Here is a 14,698-nt window from a genome sequence, read left to right as displayed (position 1 = left end):
GAGTTTCTCGATGCCATACATCGCCAAAGGCCACCCGCTGGGTGCCAGTGGTGTGGCACAGTGCGTAGAACTCTTCGAGCCTGCGGTGTCGGCGGTAACCATCGTGGAAGGGGCGGCAGCGATGGTGCTCAGTGGTGTCGGAGCGCTGATCCCAGCTCGCGATGACGTCCGCCTCAACGCCGCGGTGACGGAGCGGTAATGGTCCTGGGAGCGACCGCAGATCCGCCGCTGGGTGGCCACCTTAACGATCCGGACCGAGGCTCGGCCGCCGCGGGCCGGCATCGGCCCGCAGGCGTAAGGCGTCAGCAGCCGGCATACCTGCGTCCGCTGATCGGGCTGGTGACGGTGCTGACGATCGCGGCCGCGATCGGGCTGCCCATCGGCTTGTTCCGGGGCAGCTTCACCCGCACGGTGCCTGTCACGGTGCTGTCGCAGCGCGCCGGCCTGGTGATGTACCCCGACGCCAAGGTAAAGATCCGCGGCGTACAGGTCGGCAAGGTCGGCGACATCGAGGCCAAGCCGGACGGCACTGCTGTCCTACATCTGAAGATGGAACCGGGACAGCTGTCACTGATCCCGGCCAACGTCAGCGCCCGGATCGCCTCCTCGACGGTGTTCGGGGCCAAGTTCGTCGATCTGGTGCCGCCGCCGGAACCGGTCACCGCCCGCATGCACGCCGGACAGGTCCTGGCGGGCGAACACGTCACCGTCGAGATCAACACGGTATTCCAACAGCTGGTACGGGTCTTGGACAAGATCGATCCGAAGAAACTCAACGAGACCCTGAGTGCGGTCTCGACCGCGTTCAACGGACGCGGGCAGAAGCTGGGTCAGGCGCTCACCGACTTCGACAAGCTGCTGGCAGAGATCGAACCCAGCCTGGGGGCCCTGGAACACGAGACCGCCACCATGGCACCGGTGTTCCGGTCCTACGCGGATGCGGCCCCGGACCTGACCGCCGCGCTCAACGCCACCAACACCATGAGTGACAGCATCGTGGCCGAGCAGAACAGCCTGGACACCTTCCTGCTCAGCGCAATCGGTCTGGCCGACACCGGCAACGAGGTACTGGGTGAGAATCGACAGGCCCTGACCGACTTGACACAGGTACTGGAGCCGACCGCCGCGCTGCTGGACAAGTATCACGAGGAACTCGGCTGCTCGATCGGCGGTCTGGTGCCGTTCGCCAAATCCCCGCCGTTCGATGTCCCCGGCATCATCATCACCGCCAGCTTCACCCTGGCCAAGGAACGCTACCGCTACCCCGACCATCTACCGAAGGTGGCGGCCCGCTCCGACCGGTCCTACTGCACCGAATTGGGCCTGCCCGACGTACCGCCGGAGTACCGGGTGCCCGCGTTGATCGCCGACACCGGCGCCAACCCGTACGAATACGGCAACCAGGGCATCCTGCTCAACTCCGATGGCCTCAAGCAGGCGCTGTTCGGCCCGATCGGTGGGCCGCCGCGCAACAGCGCCCAAGTGGGGATGCCGGGATGAGAAGCGGGCTGGCGACTCTGGTCAAGTTCGGCGTCTACGCCGTGGTGATGGTACTGGCGACGGTATTTCTGTTCGCGATCTTCGCCGAAGTGCGGACCGGCCCAACGGTGGGCTATCAGGCGGTGTTCGCCGACGCTTCGCGGCTCAAGGCCGGCGACAGCGTGCGGGTCGCCGGCGTGCGGGTCGGCACGGTCGGTGGCGTGTCGCTGCGTCCAGACGGAACGGTTCTGGTGAAGTTCCAGGCCGACCGCAACATCCCGCTCACCACCGGCACCCAGGCCTCGGTGCGCTACCTGAACCTCGTCGGTGACCGCTACCTGGAACTGGTCGATGGGCCGGGTTCGACTCAGCTGTTGGGAAAGGGAGCGCAGATCCCGCTCGAGCGCACCGCGCCGGCGCTGGATCTGGACCTGCTGCTCAACGGCCTCAAGCCGGTGATCCGCGGACTCAATCCGCAGGACGTCAATTCGCTCACGGCCTCGTTGATTCAGATCATGCAGGGCCAGGGCGGCACCATCGACTCATTGATGTCGCGGACGTCGTCGTTCTCAAACTCCTTGGCCGACAACAACCAGGTGATCGAATCGCTGATCGACCAACTGCGTACGACGCTGGCCACCCTGTCCAACGGCGACAAACGGTTCTCCGGGGCGATCGACCGGCTGAGCAAGCTGGTCGCCGGCCTGGCGGCCGATCGCGACCCGATCGGGACCGCGGTGACCGCCCTGGACCGCGGCACCGCGTCGCTGGCCGATCTGCTCGGCAACGCCCGGGATCCTTTGACCAACACCATCACTCAGGTAGATCGGTTGACCACTGCGATCAACGCTGACCTGGCCGGCCTGGACATGTCATTGCAGAAGGCTCCGGAGAACTACCGCAAGGCCATCCGACTCGGCGCCTACGGCGGGTTTATCCAGTACTACCTCTGCGCTGTCCAGATCCGGGTCAGCGACACCCAAGGCCGCACAGCGGTGTTCCCCTGGATCAAGGCCGAGGAGGGCCGATGCAGCGACACCGACTGAGTGCCATGCCGTCCGGCTCCGCCCCGCCACGACGGGGGATCGGCCGATGCTGAAATACCATGGCAGCCACCTGACGCGAATGGGCCTGATCGGCATCGTGGTCGTCGCGTTCATCGTTGCGATCGGGCTGCAGCCCGAACAACTGATCCAGTGGGCCACCTGCGTGCGCTACCAGGCCCGGTTCGCCGAAGCCGGTGGCCTCAGCACTGGCGCCGATGTCACGTTGTCGGGGATCAAGGTGGGCTCGGTCACCGATGTCGCGTTAGACAACGGCGATGCCCTAGTGACCTTCACCCTGGCGGGCAAGTACGGGCTGGGCGGGCAGACCACCGCACACATCCGCACCGGGTCGCTGCTCGGTGAGCGGGTGCTGACGGTGGAGCCGGCCGGCAGCGGCAAGATGCGCCCGCTCGAGGTCATCCCGCTCACCCGCACGTCCTCGCCGTACTCGCTGGTCGACGTGGTCGGTGAACTGACCACGAACACCGCCGGCACCGACACCGAGTCGCTGAACCGGTCGCTGGACACCCTCTCGGACACCATCAACCAGATCGCTCCGCAGTTGGGGCCGACGTTCGACGGTCTGAGCAGGCTGTCCCGGGCGGTGAACAGCCGCAATGAGGGCCTCGCCGACCTGCTGAAGTCGGCCGCAGATCTCACCGGTGTGCTCTCCGAACGCAGCCAGCAGATCAATTCGCTGATCCTGGACGCCGACAGCCTTGTCGACGTGCTCAACACCCGACGGCAGGCCATCGTCAATCTGCTGGTCAGCACGTCGGCGGTGTCCCGGCAGCTGTCCGAACTGGTCGCCCAGAACAACGAACAGCTCAAACCGACGCTCGAGAAGATCATCGAACTGAACAAGATCTTGGTGAAGAACCGGGACAACCTCGCCAAGGCGCTGCCCGGTCTGGCGAAATACGAACTCACCCAAGGCGAGACAGTGTCCAACGGGGCTTACTACAGCGCCTACGTTCCGAACCTGTTCCTGCCGCAGCTGCTTCAGCCGTTCTTCGACTACGCCTTCGGATTCCGGCGTGGCGTCGACGCCGGGCAGCCGCCGGACAATGCCGGGCCGCGTGCCGAACTTCCGTTCCCGGTCAATGGGATCCCGCAACCAGGAGACCTGCCGCCCCGATGAGGACTCGTAAACCACTGCAGATTGCGGCAGCCGCCCTGGCGGCAGTGCTGCTGCTGGCGGGTGCGGGCATGCTCGTCCGTCAGACCGTACTGAAACCGACCGGGATCACGGCGTACTTCTCCACCGCGACCGCCATCTATCCCGGTGACGAGGTCCGGGTCGCCGGGGTGAAGGTCGGCACCATCGACCGTATCGAACCGCAGGGCACACAGGCCAAACTGACGTTGCGGGTCGACCGCAAGGTGCCGATCCCGGCCGACGCCAAAGCTGTCATCGTCGCGCCCAACCTGGTGGCGGCGCGGTTCGTCCAACTGACCCCCGCCTACCATCGCGGCGACGGGCCGACCCTTGCCGACGGCGCGGTGATCCCGCGCGAGCACACCGCTGTCCCGGTCGAGTGGGATGAGGTCAAGACCCAGTTGAACCGGCTTGCCGCCGAATTGGGGCCGCGCAGCGGAGTTTCGGGAACGTCGGCGTCGCGCTTCATCGACAGCGCGGCCAATGCGATGGACGGTAACGGCGCCAAACTGCGCGAGACGTTGGCGCAACTGTCCGGCGTGGCCCGGATCTTCGCCGAGGGCAGCGGCAACATCGTCGACATCATTTCGGGTCTGCAGACCTTCGTGACCGCGCTACGCGACAGCGATCAGCAGATCGTGGTGTTCGAATCCCGGCTCGCCACCTTGACGAGCGTGGTCAACGACAGCCGATCCAACCTGGATGCAGCTCTCACCGACTTCGCCGGCGCGATCGACACGGTGCGGGATTTCGTGGCGGGCAGCCGCGCCGAAACCGCCGAGGCCTTGCAGGGCGTGGCCAAGGTCAGTCAGACGCTGGTCGATTCGAAGAATGCGATCCGCAACATTCTGCACATCACCCCGAACGCGATCGCCAACACGCTCAACATGTACAACGTGACCAGCGGGACCCCGGTGGGTTCGTTCGCGTTCGCCAACTTCAGTAACCCGGTCCAGGCGATCTGCACGATGACCGGCGCGATCGGCAACGTGACGTCGACGGAGACCGGCAAGCTGTGCGAGCAGTACCTTGGGCCGGCTATGCGGCTGCTGAACTTCAACGGCCTCCCGTTTCCGATGTCGCCGTACCTGACCAAGGCGGCCAGCCCGGAGAAGTTGATCTACACCGATCCGGCGTTGATGCCGCACGCAGAGCACCCCGGGAACCTGCCGGAACAGGAGCCGTCGATCTCGGCCTACACCGGGTTGCACGGCGATGTTCCCCCGCCGCCGGGCTGGACCGATCCGTTGCAGCCCCGCGGTTCCTACGCGCCGGACGGATTGCCCGCCGCAGCGACACCGCCGCTGATCCCCGGAGTGCCGCTGCCCAGCCCGACCACCTTCGACGGGATGTTGCTGCCGGGCGGCCCGCCGCCGGGGCCGCCGCCCGGCCTGCCAGGTCCGTTACCGGCGGAAGGGACACCCTCGCCATGATCGGTCTCCGTTCCCTGCGGCGCAGTGCGGCGCTTGCCCTCGCGGTCGCCGGTACCACGACCGGCTGTGCCTTCGGCGGTTTGAACTCGCTGGCGCTGCCGGGTGTTCAGGGCCGCGGAGCCGGGGCGCAGCATTTCACGGTCCAGCTGGCCAATGTCGGGACACTGGAATCTAATTCGCCGGTGATGCTTTCCGACGTGGTGATCGGCAGCGTCGGCAAGATGACCGTCAGCGACTGGCACGCCAATGTCGACATCGCGGTCAACCCCGGCGTCGAAGTCCCGGCGAATGCGGTCGCGACCGTCGGGCAGACCAGCCTGCTCGGTTCGATGCACCTGGCGCTCAATCCGCCGATCGGACAGGCGCCGACGGGCAGGCTGATGTCCGGGGCCACCATTCCGCTAAGCGACTCGTCGACCTATCCGTCGACCGAGCAGACGCTGTCGTCGCTGGCTGTGCTGGTCAACGGCGGCGGACTTGGTCAGATCGGTGACATCATCCATAACTTCAGTGCGTCCATGGCCGGCCGTGAGGCCGACATCCGCGATCTGATCGTGCGGCTGGACCACTTCACCGGCGCGTTGGACCGGCAGCGGGACAACATCGTCGACGCCATCGGCGAGATGAATCGGGCGGCCACGACTTTCGCCGGGCAGCGCGACACCATCAACCGTGCGCTGAACAAGATCCCGCCGGCCATCGACGTCTTGATAAAGGAGCGACCAAAATTCGTCACCGCGTTGACCAAGCTGGGGCAGTTCGGTGACCTGTCGTCGGGTCTGGTCAACGACTCCGGGCACCAACTGGTCTCCGATCTCATCCACATCGAGCCGGCCTTGCGTTCGCTGGCCAACATCGGCCCGGAGCTCAACTCGGCAGTGGCCTACGCCTCGGCCTTCCCCTACGGCCCCAACGCGATCGAGCGTGCCGTGCGGGGCGACTTCTTGAACCTGTTCGCCGTTTTCGACCTCACCAAGCCCCGACTCAAGCGGGCGCTGTTCGCCGGCACGCAGTGGGGTGACGAGGACGCGAAACTGGTTCCGGCGCCCGGTGACCCGTGGTATCTGAACTATTCCTACGATCCGCTGCAAGAGCCGATCCTGCAGTCATCGGGCCAGGCCGTTCCGCCGGGAGCGGTTGCCTCGGGAGGCGGTGGCTAGATGCTGACGCGCTTTGTTCGGATCCAGCTGATCCTGTTCCTGGTGGCATCGGTGATCGGTGTGGGAGCCATGTTGTTCGGCTACATGCAGGTGCCGACCATGCTCGGGATCGGCCGGGTGGTGGTCAAGCTGGACCTGCCCGAGACCGGGGGGCTCTACCGGTTCTCCAATGTCACCTACAACGGGGTGCAGGTCGGCACGGTCACCGATGTCTCGTTGACGTCCAATGGCGTGCGGGCCACGCTGTCGCTGAATCGGTCCCCGAAGATCCCGGCCGATCTGGTGGCCGCGGTGCGCAGCGTGTCGGCGATCGGCGAGCAGTACGTCGATCTGCAACCGCGCAGCGACAACGGCCCGTACCTGCACACCGGCTCGGTGATCGCAGCCGCTGACACGCAAGTCCCGCAACAGGTCGGCCCGATGCTCGATCAGGTCAGTGCACTGGTCGACAGCATCCCCAAGGACAAGCTCAGCGGCCTGCTCGACGAGACGTTCCAGGCCTTCGACGGCGCCGGCTACGACTTTCAGTCACTGCTGGACTCGGCCACCACCATCAGCGGTGACGCCAACCGGGTCTCGGACAAGGTGCGCAAACTGATCGATGACGGTGCGCCACTGCTGGACTCCCAGGAACGAAGCACCGATGCGATCCGGACCTGGGCGCGCAGCGTTGCCGGGATCTCCGAACAGGTCGCCGCCAACGATCCCCAGTTACGGGCCATCCTGCAACGCGGACCCGGATTCGCCGACGAAGTCTCCGGCCTGATGCAGGATCTCAAACCCACGCTGCCGATTCTGCTGGCGAACCTGAACACCCTCGGCCAGGTGCTGATGGTTTACAACCCGTCGCTGGAGCAGTTGATGGTGCTGTTGCCCGGATACATTGCGGCCCAGCAGTCGTTCGGTCTGCCCAAGAACAACCCGACTGGTCTGCCCCAGGGCGACTTCACTCTCACGTTCGGTGACCCCAACCCCTGTACGGTGGGGTTCTTGCCGCCGTCGTCGTGGCGTTCCCCGGCCGATACCACCACAATCGACACTCCCGACGGTCTGTACTGCAAACTGCCGCAGGACTCACCGGTGTCGGTCCGCGGTGCCCGCAACTTCCCGTGTATCGAGCATCCGGGCAAGCGTGCGCCCACTGTCGAACTCTGCGACGACCCGAAGGGCTTCGTCCCGATCGCGATGCGCCAGCACCTCACCGGCCCCGGGCCGTTCGACCCGAACCTGCTCAAGCAGGGCGTCCCGGTCGATGACCGGGTCGACTTCAGCGACCGGCTCTTCGCTCCCGTCGGAGGCACTCCGCTGCCGCCGTGGGCCACTCCGTCGGGGACGCCGCCTGATTCGCCTCGGCCGGTGGTGCCCGCGCCGCCGCCGCTGGCAGGGAACTCCGGGATCGGTGAGCAGACGCCGTCGGTCGCGGTGGTGCCCTACGACCCGAACACCGGCAAGTACATGACCCCCGACGGGCGCTACGAGCAGCAGACGAATTTGGTGCCGGGTGCGGGGCCCAAGTCGTGGACCGACCTGATGCCATTCTGAGCGCCGAGGGAGGACGAATGCGCGTACGTGAATTGATCGTCGCCACAGCGGCGTTCGGACTTGTGGTCGGGGCGACCCCGGCGCCGCCGGCGCACGCGGGCCTGGGCTTTGAGCTCAACGGCCCCTACCGGGTCACCTCGAACGGGGACTGGGCCAAGACCAACGAGGTCTTCATGAACGAGGTCACCGTTACGTCGGTGTGGACGTTCAGCTCCAGCTGCGAGAACGCGCACGTCTGCACCGGCCAGGTGAGCAGCGACCAGGGCTGGACCGCACCGCTGGAGTTCCGTACCTCGCGCTGGATCGTCGACCGCTTCCACGAGAACTGGCAGACCTGCCCGGACGGCACCACCTCGTCGGGTCGCCAGCGCTACCAGTTCCAAGGCAGTGATACCAACGGTCAATACGAGAAACGCAATATCGACCGGCTCGTCGGTTACGACCGGACGATCGGAGTCTCGGGCGCGTGTGGCCGTAACCAGCCCACGGTGATCCTCATGCCGTTGACCGTCGAGCGACTCTAGGTGCTGGGGGAGACCATGCAGACCACTCGCGTGATGAAAGTGCTTGTCGCGGCGGTACTTGCCGCCGGGACGGTCGCCGAGGTGACGCCCGCGGCGCCGACGGTCGCAGATCCGTACGTGCCGATGTGCGATGTCCCGGCATGTACACCCGGAATCATGCCGAACGTCGTGCTGGGTGCGCCGTGCTCAAATACCACCTACTTCGTTTTCGGATCCGCGGTCGCCGGGCCCTCGACCCTGCCTGGTCGACTGGTGTACTGCGCGTCCCCGCGCCGCTACGAGCCCCGCTGGTTCCGTTCCCCGGAGATGCACGGCATCAAAGAGGAGAACAGCAAGTGCGACGAGTATTCGGGTGAGGTGGCGCAGGCACCCGATGGGCTTTTCTTGACCTGTGTCGCCGACGGTGAGTCGTTGTGGCGTCGCGGTGATCTGTAGCGGAACAACGCTTCTGGTATGCCGAGGAGTTCACCCATGATCCGAACCACTGCCGGTGCAGCGCTCGGTGCGTTGACCATCGCCATAGCCGTGGCGCCGGCCGCCGCAGCCGATATGCGCTACGGCAACTACGAAGTCCTGACCAATCGGTGGACCGACGCCACGTGGGTCTGGGCGGCCTACCCCTGCGAGACGATGGGCAAGTTCGACGACCTGCCGGCGGGCTGTGTAACGGTGAGTGCGATCGACCGGCCGCATTTCTTCGGCCGCGGATACTACGGCGGGACCGCCAGACTGGTGAACGGTCAGTACTCGTTCACCTCTGATTACCCGAACGGTCTGACTTGCCCGTTCGGACCTTCAATGCCGACGCGCGACACCTACACCTGGGACGCGAACACGCTGGCCGGCGTCGTCGAATCACATTTCGACGTGGGCTGTATGAATGGTCCGGGCGGCGTCAACACCTGGACGTTCGCCCTGGTGCGCATGTAGCTCGCGGCTGTCTGCAGAGAATGGTCAGACCGGGTCGAACGAGGAGATCAGCCACCGGCCGTCGTGCTTCTCCAAGCCGACCTTGACGCTGCTCATCGAGAACGAGCCGTCCGGATTCGTCTTGCTGATCGTGGTCTGGTTGAGGTAGATCAGCACCTCCGCGGACCTGGGGTGCAGGGATACCAGCCCCTTGCGCACCACCGCGGCCACTGTCTGTACTTCCTTCTCCTTGACCGCCGGGGTAACGACCTTCTGGGTGAAATCGGTGTAGCGCGCGAGGAAGTCGCCGGTGAGGTGGCTCTCGGCGGCGGCGAAGTCCTGCTCCATCGTCTTGGGTGCATACGTCAACACGGCGACCGCGCCGTCGGCGGCGGCAGCCATCACGGCCTGCTCGGCCGCGGGTCCGAGTTGCTGATCGGCCCGAAGCACTCCGAAGTACAGCCAGGCGGTCAGCCCCGCCGACGCCACCAGCAGCCCAGCCAGGGCGGCGGCGACCCAGCGCGCCGTGGAGACGGTCGGGCCGGCTTGCGGCTGCTCGGCCGGTGGCTCTTCCCCCAGCTGCTGGTCAGGTTCCAGGGCGTCATCTTTGAGGGCGCCGTCGGCCTCGGTGGGCACGGCCTCGTCGTCGGATTCGGACTCGGTCGCCTCGGGTGTCACGTCGGTCTCGTCGGGTTCGCTCATGCCGCGAAGTCCACCTTCGACATCTTGATCCGATCGCCTTCGTGGGCCAGGTGTACGGTGAGGCGCCAAGCGCGGGGTTCCTCTTTGGCTCCAGCGATATTGGTGACCTTGGTGTTGGCCGCGACCAGCACCACCGCGTCGTTGTCCGACATCGATTCCACCCCCGCGACCGCCGTGTCGACCGTGGTGACGGTTTTCGACTTGCGGGCCACCTGGGTGAAGTCGCCGGCGTGGGCTTCGAAGTCCTTCTTGAACTCGCCGGTCGAGTTGTCGAGGATCGCCTTGACGTTGTCATCGACGGTTTCGTAATTCAGCGACATCAGCGTCACCACGCCCTGACGAGCGGCCGCGGCGTATTCGGCGGATTGGCGCTGGCGCAGCGCCACACTGTTGTGGTGGGCCAGCATCACCACGTCCGCCGCGATAAGTCCACCGATGGTGAGCACGGCCAGCGTCGCCGCTGCCCAGGGCAGCACTTTGCGGATTCCGGTGATCGTGCGGGACTTCTCAGCCGGCTGTTCGGCGGAACCCTCCTCAACCCCTTCGCCAACTCCCGGGGCCGGCTCGGCCGCTTCGGAAGTCTCGATCACCTGAGCGGTTTCCAGCTCGACCGCCGCAGTGGATTCCGGCTCGGGCTCCTGCTGGGCCTTGAGCAGCTCCGCTCGGGCGCGGGCCAGCTCCGCCGCCGCCTCGGCGGCCTTCGCCTCGGCCTCCGCCAGCGTCAGGGCGTCTTTCGAAGCGCGCTTGGCGGCGTGCTTCCCGGCATGTTTTCTGGGCCCCCCCGGCTTCGCCGGATCACGCGACGGCATACGCCTCTCCTGTCCGTTGTCCACCCAGCACCAGGGTCCCTCACCAAGTGCGGAGCGAGCAGAGCGCCCCCTTGGTACCGGCGTCGGTGGCGACCACGACGTCGTCAACGCGCAGTTCGCAGACGAACCCGGGCGTGGGCAGCTCCGGATGCATTCCGGGCAGCGACACCACCACCATGGCCCAATCTTGCGGATCGGCCAGGGTGGTCTCGAAGATCCAGGGCTGGTTCGGTCCGACCGTGACGTCTGCACGGGGACTGTACTGGTACGGGTTGTGGCTGTACTCGCCGAAATTGGGCGGCTGAACCTCGCGGTAGTAGACGTACGCTTGCGCGGTCTGAGTCGCACTGACCGAGTAGCGCACCCGGTGCGGCGTCGGATCGTCGGCGCCCGCCGGGATGGCGGCGGCCAGCGCTGCGGCGCACGCTGTCCCCACGACCAGGGACGATGCGCTGACCTGCCTGCCTGTCACGGGGTCCTCCACTGCTGCACCGGCCGGAGCGGCCGCGTGGGCAAAGACTCAAATTCTTGGTAGCGAAGAATAACATTTCCGCTGTGCCGACCGCGAGACCAATCGGCCGGCTACGCCTCCGCGTCGGTGGTGGCAGCCGCACGTCCCGCCCGGAAGCCGAACACCATGGCCGGTCCGATGGTGCCCCCCGCGCCACCGTAGGCCCGGCCGGTCACACCCGCCATCGCGTTGCCCGCGGCGAACAGACCGGGGATGGGATGGCCGGTGACGTGCAGGACTCGGCCGTCGGAATCGGTGCGGGGCCCGCCCTTGGTGCCCATCGCGCCGACGGACAGCGGCACGGCATAGAAGGGTGCGGTGTCGAGGGGTCCCAGGGTGCGACCGGCGACCGTGCTGGCCTGGTCGTCACCCCAATAGCCGTCGTAGGCGCTGGATCCCCGCCCGAATTCGGGATCCGACCCCGCAGCGACGTCGCGGTTCCAGGCGGCCACCGTCTGTTTCAGTCCATCGGCGTCTATCCCGGTCTTGGCGGCCAGCGCGGCCAGATCGGGCGATTCGGAGAACCAGTCCGGGGCGGTGCCGTCGGGCGTGACACCGAGGAATCCGTATCGGCGCAGGTGCCCGGCGTCGAACACGATCCACGCCGGATCGTTGACGTACCCGCCGCGCGGCTCCAGGTAATGGAAGGCGCCGGCCATCGAGTTGTAGTCGCAGGCCTCGTTGACGAAACGCCGCCCGGCCCGGTTGACGATGATGCTGCGCGGGCGGGTCCGCTCGAGTCGTACGCTGCGGCTGCGCTGCTCTCCGGAGATGGTGTCACCGGGGATCCGGACGATCGGGACCCACCACGCCTCGCCCATGTTGGCCAGGTCCGCGCCGTGCGCCATCGCCATGCGCAGCGCATCGCCGGTGTTGTTCGGCGGTGACACCGCACCGCGCATCGGCCCGCGCAGAAACGCCTCCACCAGGGAGACGTCCCATTCGAAGCCGCCGTTGGCCAGGATGACACCCCGCCGGGCGCGTACTCGCCGTGACGAGCCGTCGCCGTCGACCCGCACACCCACGATGCGCTCGGCGTCGGCGAGGAGTTCGACACCGCGGCACCCGGTCTGCGGCGTGATGCCGGCGTCCAGCGCACCGCGCAACAGCCCGGCGATCAACGCGGTGCCGGCCACGCAGATTTCGCCCGCGGCTGTCGCGTCGATGTCGGCGTGCAACCGGGCGCGCGTCTCGGCGTCGAATCCGACATTGCTGTAGTCGGCGGGAAACGCCGTGATCCGGTCCTGCCAAGAGCCCACGCGGGAGACGGGATAGGGCAGCGGGCTCAGTGAGCGCCCCCCGGACGGGCGTCCGCCGGGCAGTTCCGGCTTGTAGTCCGGGAAACCGGTGGCGACCTCGAAGCGGACATCGCTGTGGGCTTCGACGAAGTCGACCATCTCCTGACCGGTCCGCACGAACGTCGAGACCAGCGCGTCGTCCATCGCGCCGAAGGATTGGGCGCGCAGGTAGTCCATCGCCGCCTCGACGGTCAGTTCGGGAGCGCGATTGTGCGCCGGAATCCAGGCGATGCCGCCGGAGACCGCGGTGGTGCCGCCCACTGTGTCGGACTTCTCGTAGAGGGCCACCGACGCGCCGTGCACCGCCGCGGTGAGGGCGGCGGTGAGCCCGGCGCCGCCGGTGCCCAACACCACCACATCGAAGGTGTCGTCCCAATCACCAGGCGAACCGGCTGACATCACTGTGTTCCTCTCCGGCGGATTCAGCTCAAGATCTCGGACAGTCGGCCGGCCGCGGCCAGCACGGCATCGCGGCCGCGCAGCACCACGTCCTCGCGGTGCGAGATCAGGTTGATGCAGGTCGGCGGTGCCGGGCGGCGGCGGCGGACCGGCACGGCCAGTCCGAAGGTTCCGGGCTCGATCTCGCCATGGGTGACCACCCAGCCGCGCTCCCGAGTCTGGGGGACGACGTCGCGCTCGCCGGGCCGCGCGGGCATGGCTGCCAGCAGTGCGATCCCGGCGGCACCCAGGCTGAGCGGATGGCGGCTGCCCTCGTGGAACGCGAGCTGGTAGCCGACCTGGGTGGGGACGATGACCGCGACGGCCACCTGCTGATCGCCCTCGGCAACCAGCAGTGACACCGTGGTCCCGAGTTCGTCGGCGAGCGCCCGCAGCGTCGGCAGGCTCAGCTGTCGCACGTTGTTATCGAACGAGGCGCCGAGGACGGCCAATGCGGCGGCCGAGCGGTACCGGCCGTCGTCGCCCTTGGCGATCAGGCGGAAGCCGGTCAGCGTGTTGAGCAGTCGGTAGCTGATCGTCCGGTGCACGCCCACCCGGTCGGCGACCTGTTGCACCGTCAATCCCTCCGGCGCGGCGGCCACGGCCTGCAAGGCGGCCAACCCCCGGGCCAGGGTCTGCGAACCCCGCGCCGTCTCGGCGGCAGCGTCGGGCATCAGGCTGGGCATCAGCAGGGCCTCCTTGACATACACCCGCGTGAGAGTGATGCTCTTGAATATAACGTACATATGTGTGCGATAAAAGCACGTTCGATATGCCGCAAAACGAGAATCGCATTTCCACACGAGCAAGAGAAGAGGTGGCAGGTGCCGGAGTTCGAGAGCGTCTGGAGTGACCTCCAGGGCGTCGCGTTCGAGCAGGGGTACCTCGACGCGAACGGCGTACGCACCCGGTACCTGCGGGCCGGCGACCCGGCCAAGCCGGTGCTGGTACTACTGCACGGCTCTGGCGGACACGCCGAGGCCTACGTCCGCAATCTCGCCGCGCACGCCGAACACTTCTGGACGTGGTCGATCGACATGCTCGGCCACGGCTACACCGACAAACCTGGCCATCCACTCGAAATCCCGCACTACGTGGCGCACCTGTTGGCCGTGCTGGACGCGATCGGTGCGCAGACGGCCAGCATCAGCGGCGAATCCCTCGGTGGATGGGTGGCGGCGCGCGCCGCCATCGACCACCCGGACCGGGTCCATCGGCTGGTACTCAACACCGCCGGTGGTTCTCAAGCCGACCCCGAGGTGATGAAGCGAATCATCACGCTGTCGATGGCCGCGGTCGAGGATCCCAGCTGGGAAACGGTTCAGGCGCGCATCAAGTGGCTGATGGCCGACAAGACCAAGGACTACGACGACATCGTCGCCAGCCGCCAGCGGATCTACCGGCTGCCGGGATTCGTCGACGCCATGCGCGACATCATGGCGTTGCAGGACCCGCAGATCCGGGCCCGCAATCTGTTGGGGCCAGCCGAATACGGAAAGATCACCGCGCCCACGCTGGTGGTCTGGACCAGTGACGACCCGACGGCCGACGTCGCAGAGGGCAAACGGATCGCGTCGATGATCCCGGGCGCCCGGTTCGAACTGATGCCCGGCTGCGGCCACTGGCCCCAGTATGAGGACCCCGAGACCTTCAACCGCCTTCACCTGGAATTTCTGCTGGAGCGCTAG

General features: G+C 66.8%; 16 protein-coding genes. 11 read left to right on the top strand and 5 right to left on the bottom strand.

Annotation, left to right across the window (positions count from 1 at the left end; translation table 11 throughout):
* Positions 1–10: 10 nt before the first annotated feature.
* From MJO54_RS19620 to MJO54_RS19575, 10 genes are read left to right on the top strand one after another with little or no spacing between them, the layout of a single operon-like run.
* On the top strand, positions 11–199 hold the full coding sequence (locus MJO54_RS19620; RefSeq protein ID WP_064889916.1) for a hypothetical protein: 189 nt from the start codon (positions 11–13) through the stop codon (positions 197–199).
* The gene (locus MJO54_RS19615) at positions 199–1,500 is read left to right on the top strand and encodes an MCE family protein (protein WP_082108044.1); all 1,302 of its coding nucleotides are present in this window, start codon (positions 199–201) and stop codon (positions 1,498–1,500) included. The genes MJO54_RS19620 and MJO54_RS19615 overlap by 1 nt, the downstream gene beginning before the upstream one ends.
* Positions 1,497–2,525, top strand: a complete 1,029-nt coding sequence (locus tag MJO54_RS19610; protein ID WP_046282803.1) for an MCE family protein — start codon at positions 1,497–1,499, stop codon at positions 2,523–2,525. The genes MJO54_RS19615 and MJO54_RS19610 overlap by 4 nt, the downstream gene beginning before the upstream one ends.
* Before the next feature lie 46 nt (positions 2,526–2,571).
* Positions 2,572–3,666 carry an MCE family protein gene (locus tag MJO54_RS19605; protein ID WP_024440877.1) on the top strand — a complete coding sequence of 365 codons (1,095 nt, stop codon included), beginning with the start codon at positions 2,572–2,574 and terminating at the stop codon, positions 3,664–3,666.
* Positions 3,663–5,117: an MCE family protein gene (locus MJO54_RS19600; RefSeq protein ID WP_046282804.1), complete on the top strand. Its 1,455-nt coding sequence runs from the start codon at positions 3,663–3,665 to the stop codon at positions 5,115–5,117. Before MJO54_RS19605 ends, MJO54_RS19600 begins: the two co-directional genes overlap by 4 nt.
* Positions 5,114–6,277 carry an MCE family protein gene (locus tag MJO54_RS19595; protein WP_046282805.1) on the top strand — a complete coding sequence of 388 codons (1,164 nt, stop codon included), beginning with the start codon at positions 5,114–5,116 and terminating at the stop codon, positions 6,275–6,277. Before MJO54_RS19600 ends, MJO54_RS19595 begins: the two co-directional genes overlap by 4 nt.
* Positions 6,278–7,819, top strand: a complete 1,542-nt coding sequence (locus MJO54_RS19590; RefSeq protein ID WP_046282806.1) for an MCE family protein — start codon at positions 6,278–6,280, stop codon at positions 7,817–7,819.
* A gap of 17 nt (positions 7,820–7,836) precedes the next feature.
* The gene (locus tag MJO54_RS19585) at positions 7,837–8,343 is read left to right on the top strand and encodes an Rv2253/PknI dimerization domain-containing protein (RefSeq protein WP_024440873.1); all 507 of its coding nucleotides are present in this window, start codon (positions 7,837–7,839) and stop codon (positions 8,341–8,343) included.
* A 15-nt stretch (positions 8,344–8,358) separates the two neighbouring features.
* Positions 8,359–8,778 carry a hypothetical protein gene (locus MJO54_RS19580; RefSeq protein ID WP_192830533.1) on the top strand — a complete coding sequence of 140 codons (420 nt, stop codon included), beginning with the start codon at positions 8,359–8,361 and terminating at the stop codon, positions 8,776–8,778.
* Positions 8,779–8,814: 36 nt separating this feature from the next.
* On the top strand, positions 8,815–9,273 hold the full coding sequence (locus MJO54_RS19575; RefSeq protein WP_024440871.1) for a hypothetical protein: 459 nt from the start codon (positions 8,815–8,817) through the stop codon (positions 9,271–9,273).
* Between the two features lie 24 nt (positions 9,274–9,297).
* Here MJO54_RS19575 and MJO54_RS19570 read toward each other — a convergent pair whose 3' ends face one another.
* The 5 genes from MJO54_RS19570 to MJO54_RS19550 all read right to left on the bottom strand — a co-directional run bounded on the left by MJO54_RS19570 (position 9,298) and on the right by MJO54_RS19550 (position 13,696).
* Positions 9,298–9,954: a hypothetical protein gene (locus tag MJO54_RS19570; protein WP_046282807.1), complete on the bottom strand. Its 657-nt coding sequence runs from the start codon at positions 9,952–9,954 to the stop codon at positions 9,298–9,300.
* The gene (locus MJO54_RS19565) at positions 9,951–10,763 is read right to left on the bottom strand and encodes an Rv1363c family protein (protein WP_046282808.1); all 813 of its coding nucleotides are present in this window, start codon (positions 10,761–10,763) and stop codon (positions 9,951–9,953) included. The genes MJO54_RS19570 and MJO54_RS19565 overlap by 4 nt, the downstream gene beginning before the upstream one ends.
* Positions 10,764–10,803: 40 nt before the next feature.
* Complete coding sequence (locus MJO54_RS19560; protein WP_240175361.1) at positions 10,804–11,199, bottom strand: Rv2576c family protein; 396 nt, start codon at positions 11,197–11,199, stop codon at positions 10,804–10,806.
* 146 nt (positions 11,200–11,345) lie between these two features.
* Positions 11,346–12,971, bottom strand: a complete 1,626-nt coding sequence (locus tag MJO54_RS19555; RefSeq protein WP_240175360.1) for an FAD-dependent oxidoreductase — start codon at positions 12,969–12,971, stop codon at positions 11,346–11,348.
* A gap of 23 nt (positions 12,972–12,994) precedes the next feature.
* Positions 12,995–13,696 (bottom strand): IclR family transcriptional regulator domain-containing protein, encoded by a 702-nt coding sequence (locus MJO54_RS19550; RefSeq protein WP_240175359.1) that lies wholly within the window; start codon positions 13,694–13,696, stop codon positions 12,995–12,997.
* 138 nt (positions 13,697–13,834) lie between these two features.
* Between MJO54_RS19550 and MJO54_RS19545 the strand changes: the two genes are divergently transcribed.
* Positions 13,835–14,698, top strand: a complete 864-nt coding sequence (locus MJO54_RS19545) for an alpha/beta fold hydrolase (RefSeq protein ID WP_240175358.1) — start codon at positions 13,835–13,837, stop codon at positions 14,696–14,698.

The organism is Mycolicibacter virginiensis (genome assembly GCF_022374935.2).
Taxonomy (GTDB): Bacteria; Actinomycetota; Actinomycetes; order Mycobacteriales; family Mycobacteriaceae; genus Mycobacterium; species Mycobacterium virginiense.
This window is presented reverse-complemented; position numbering and strand designations above follow the sequence as displayed.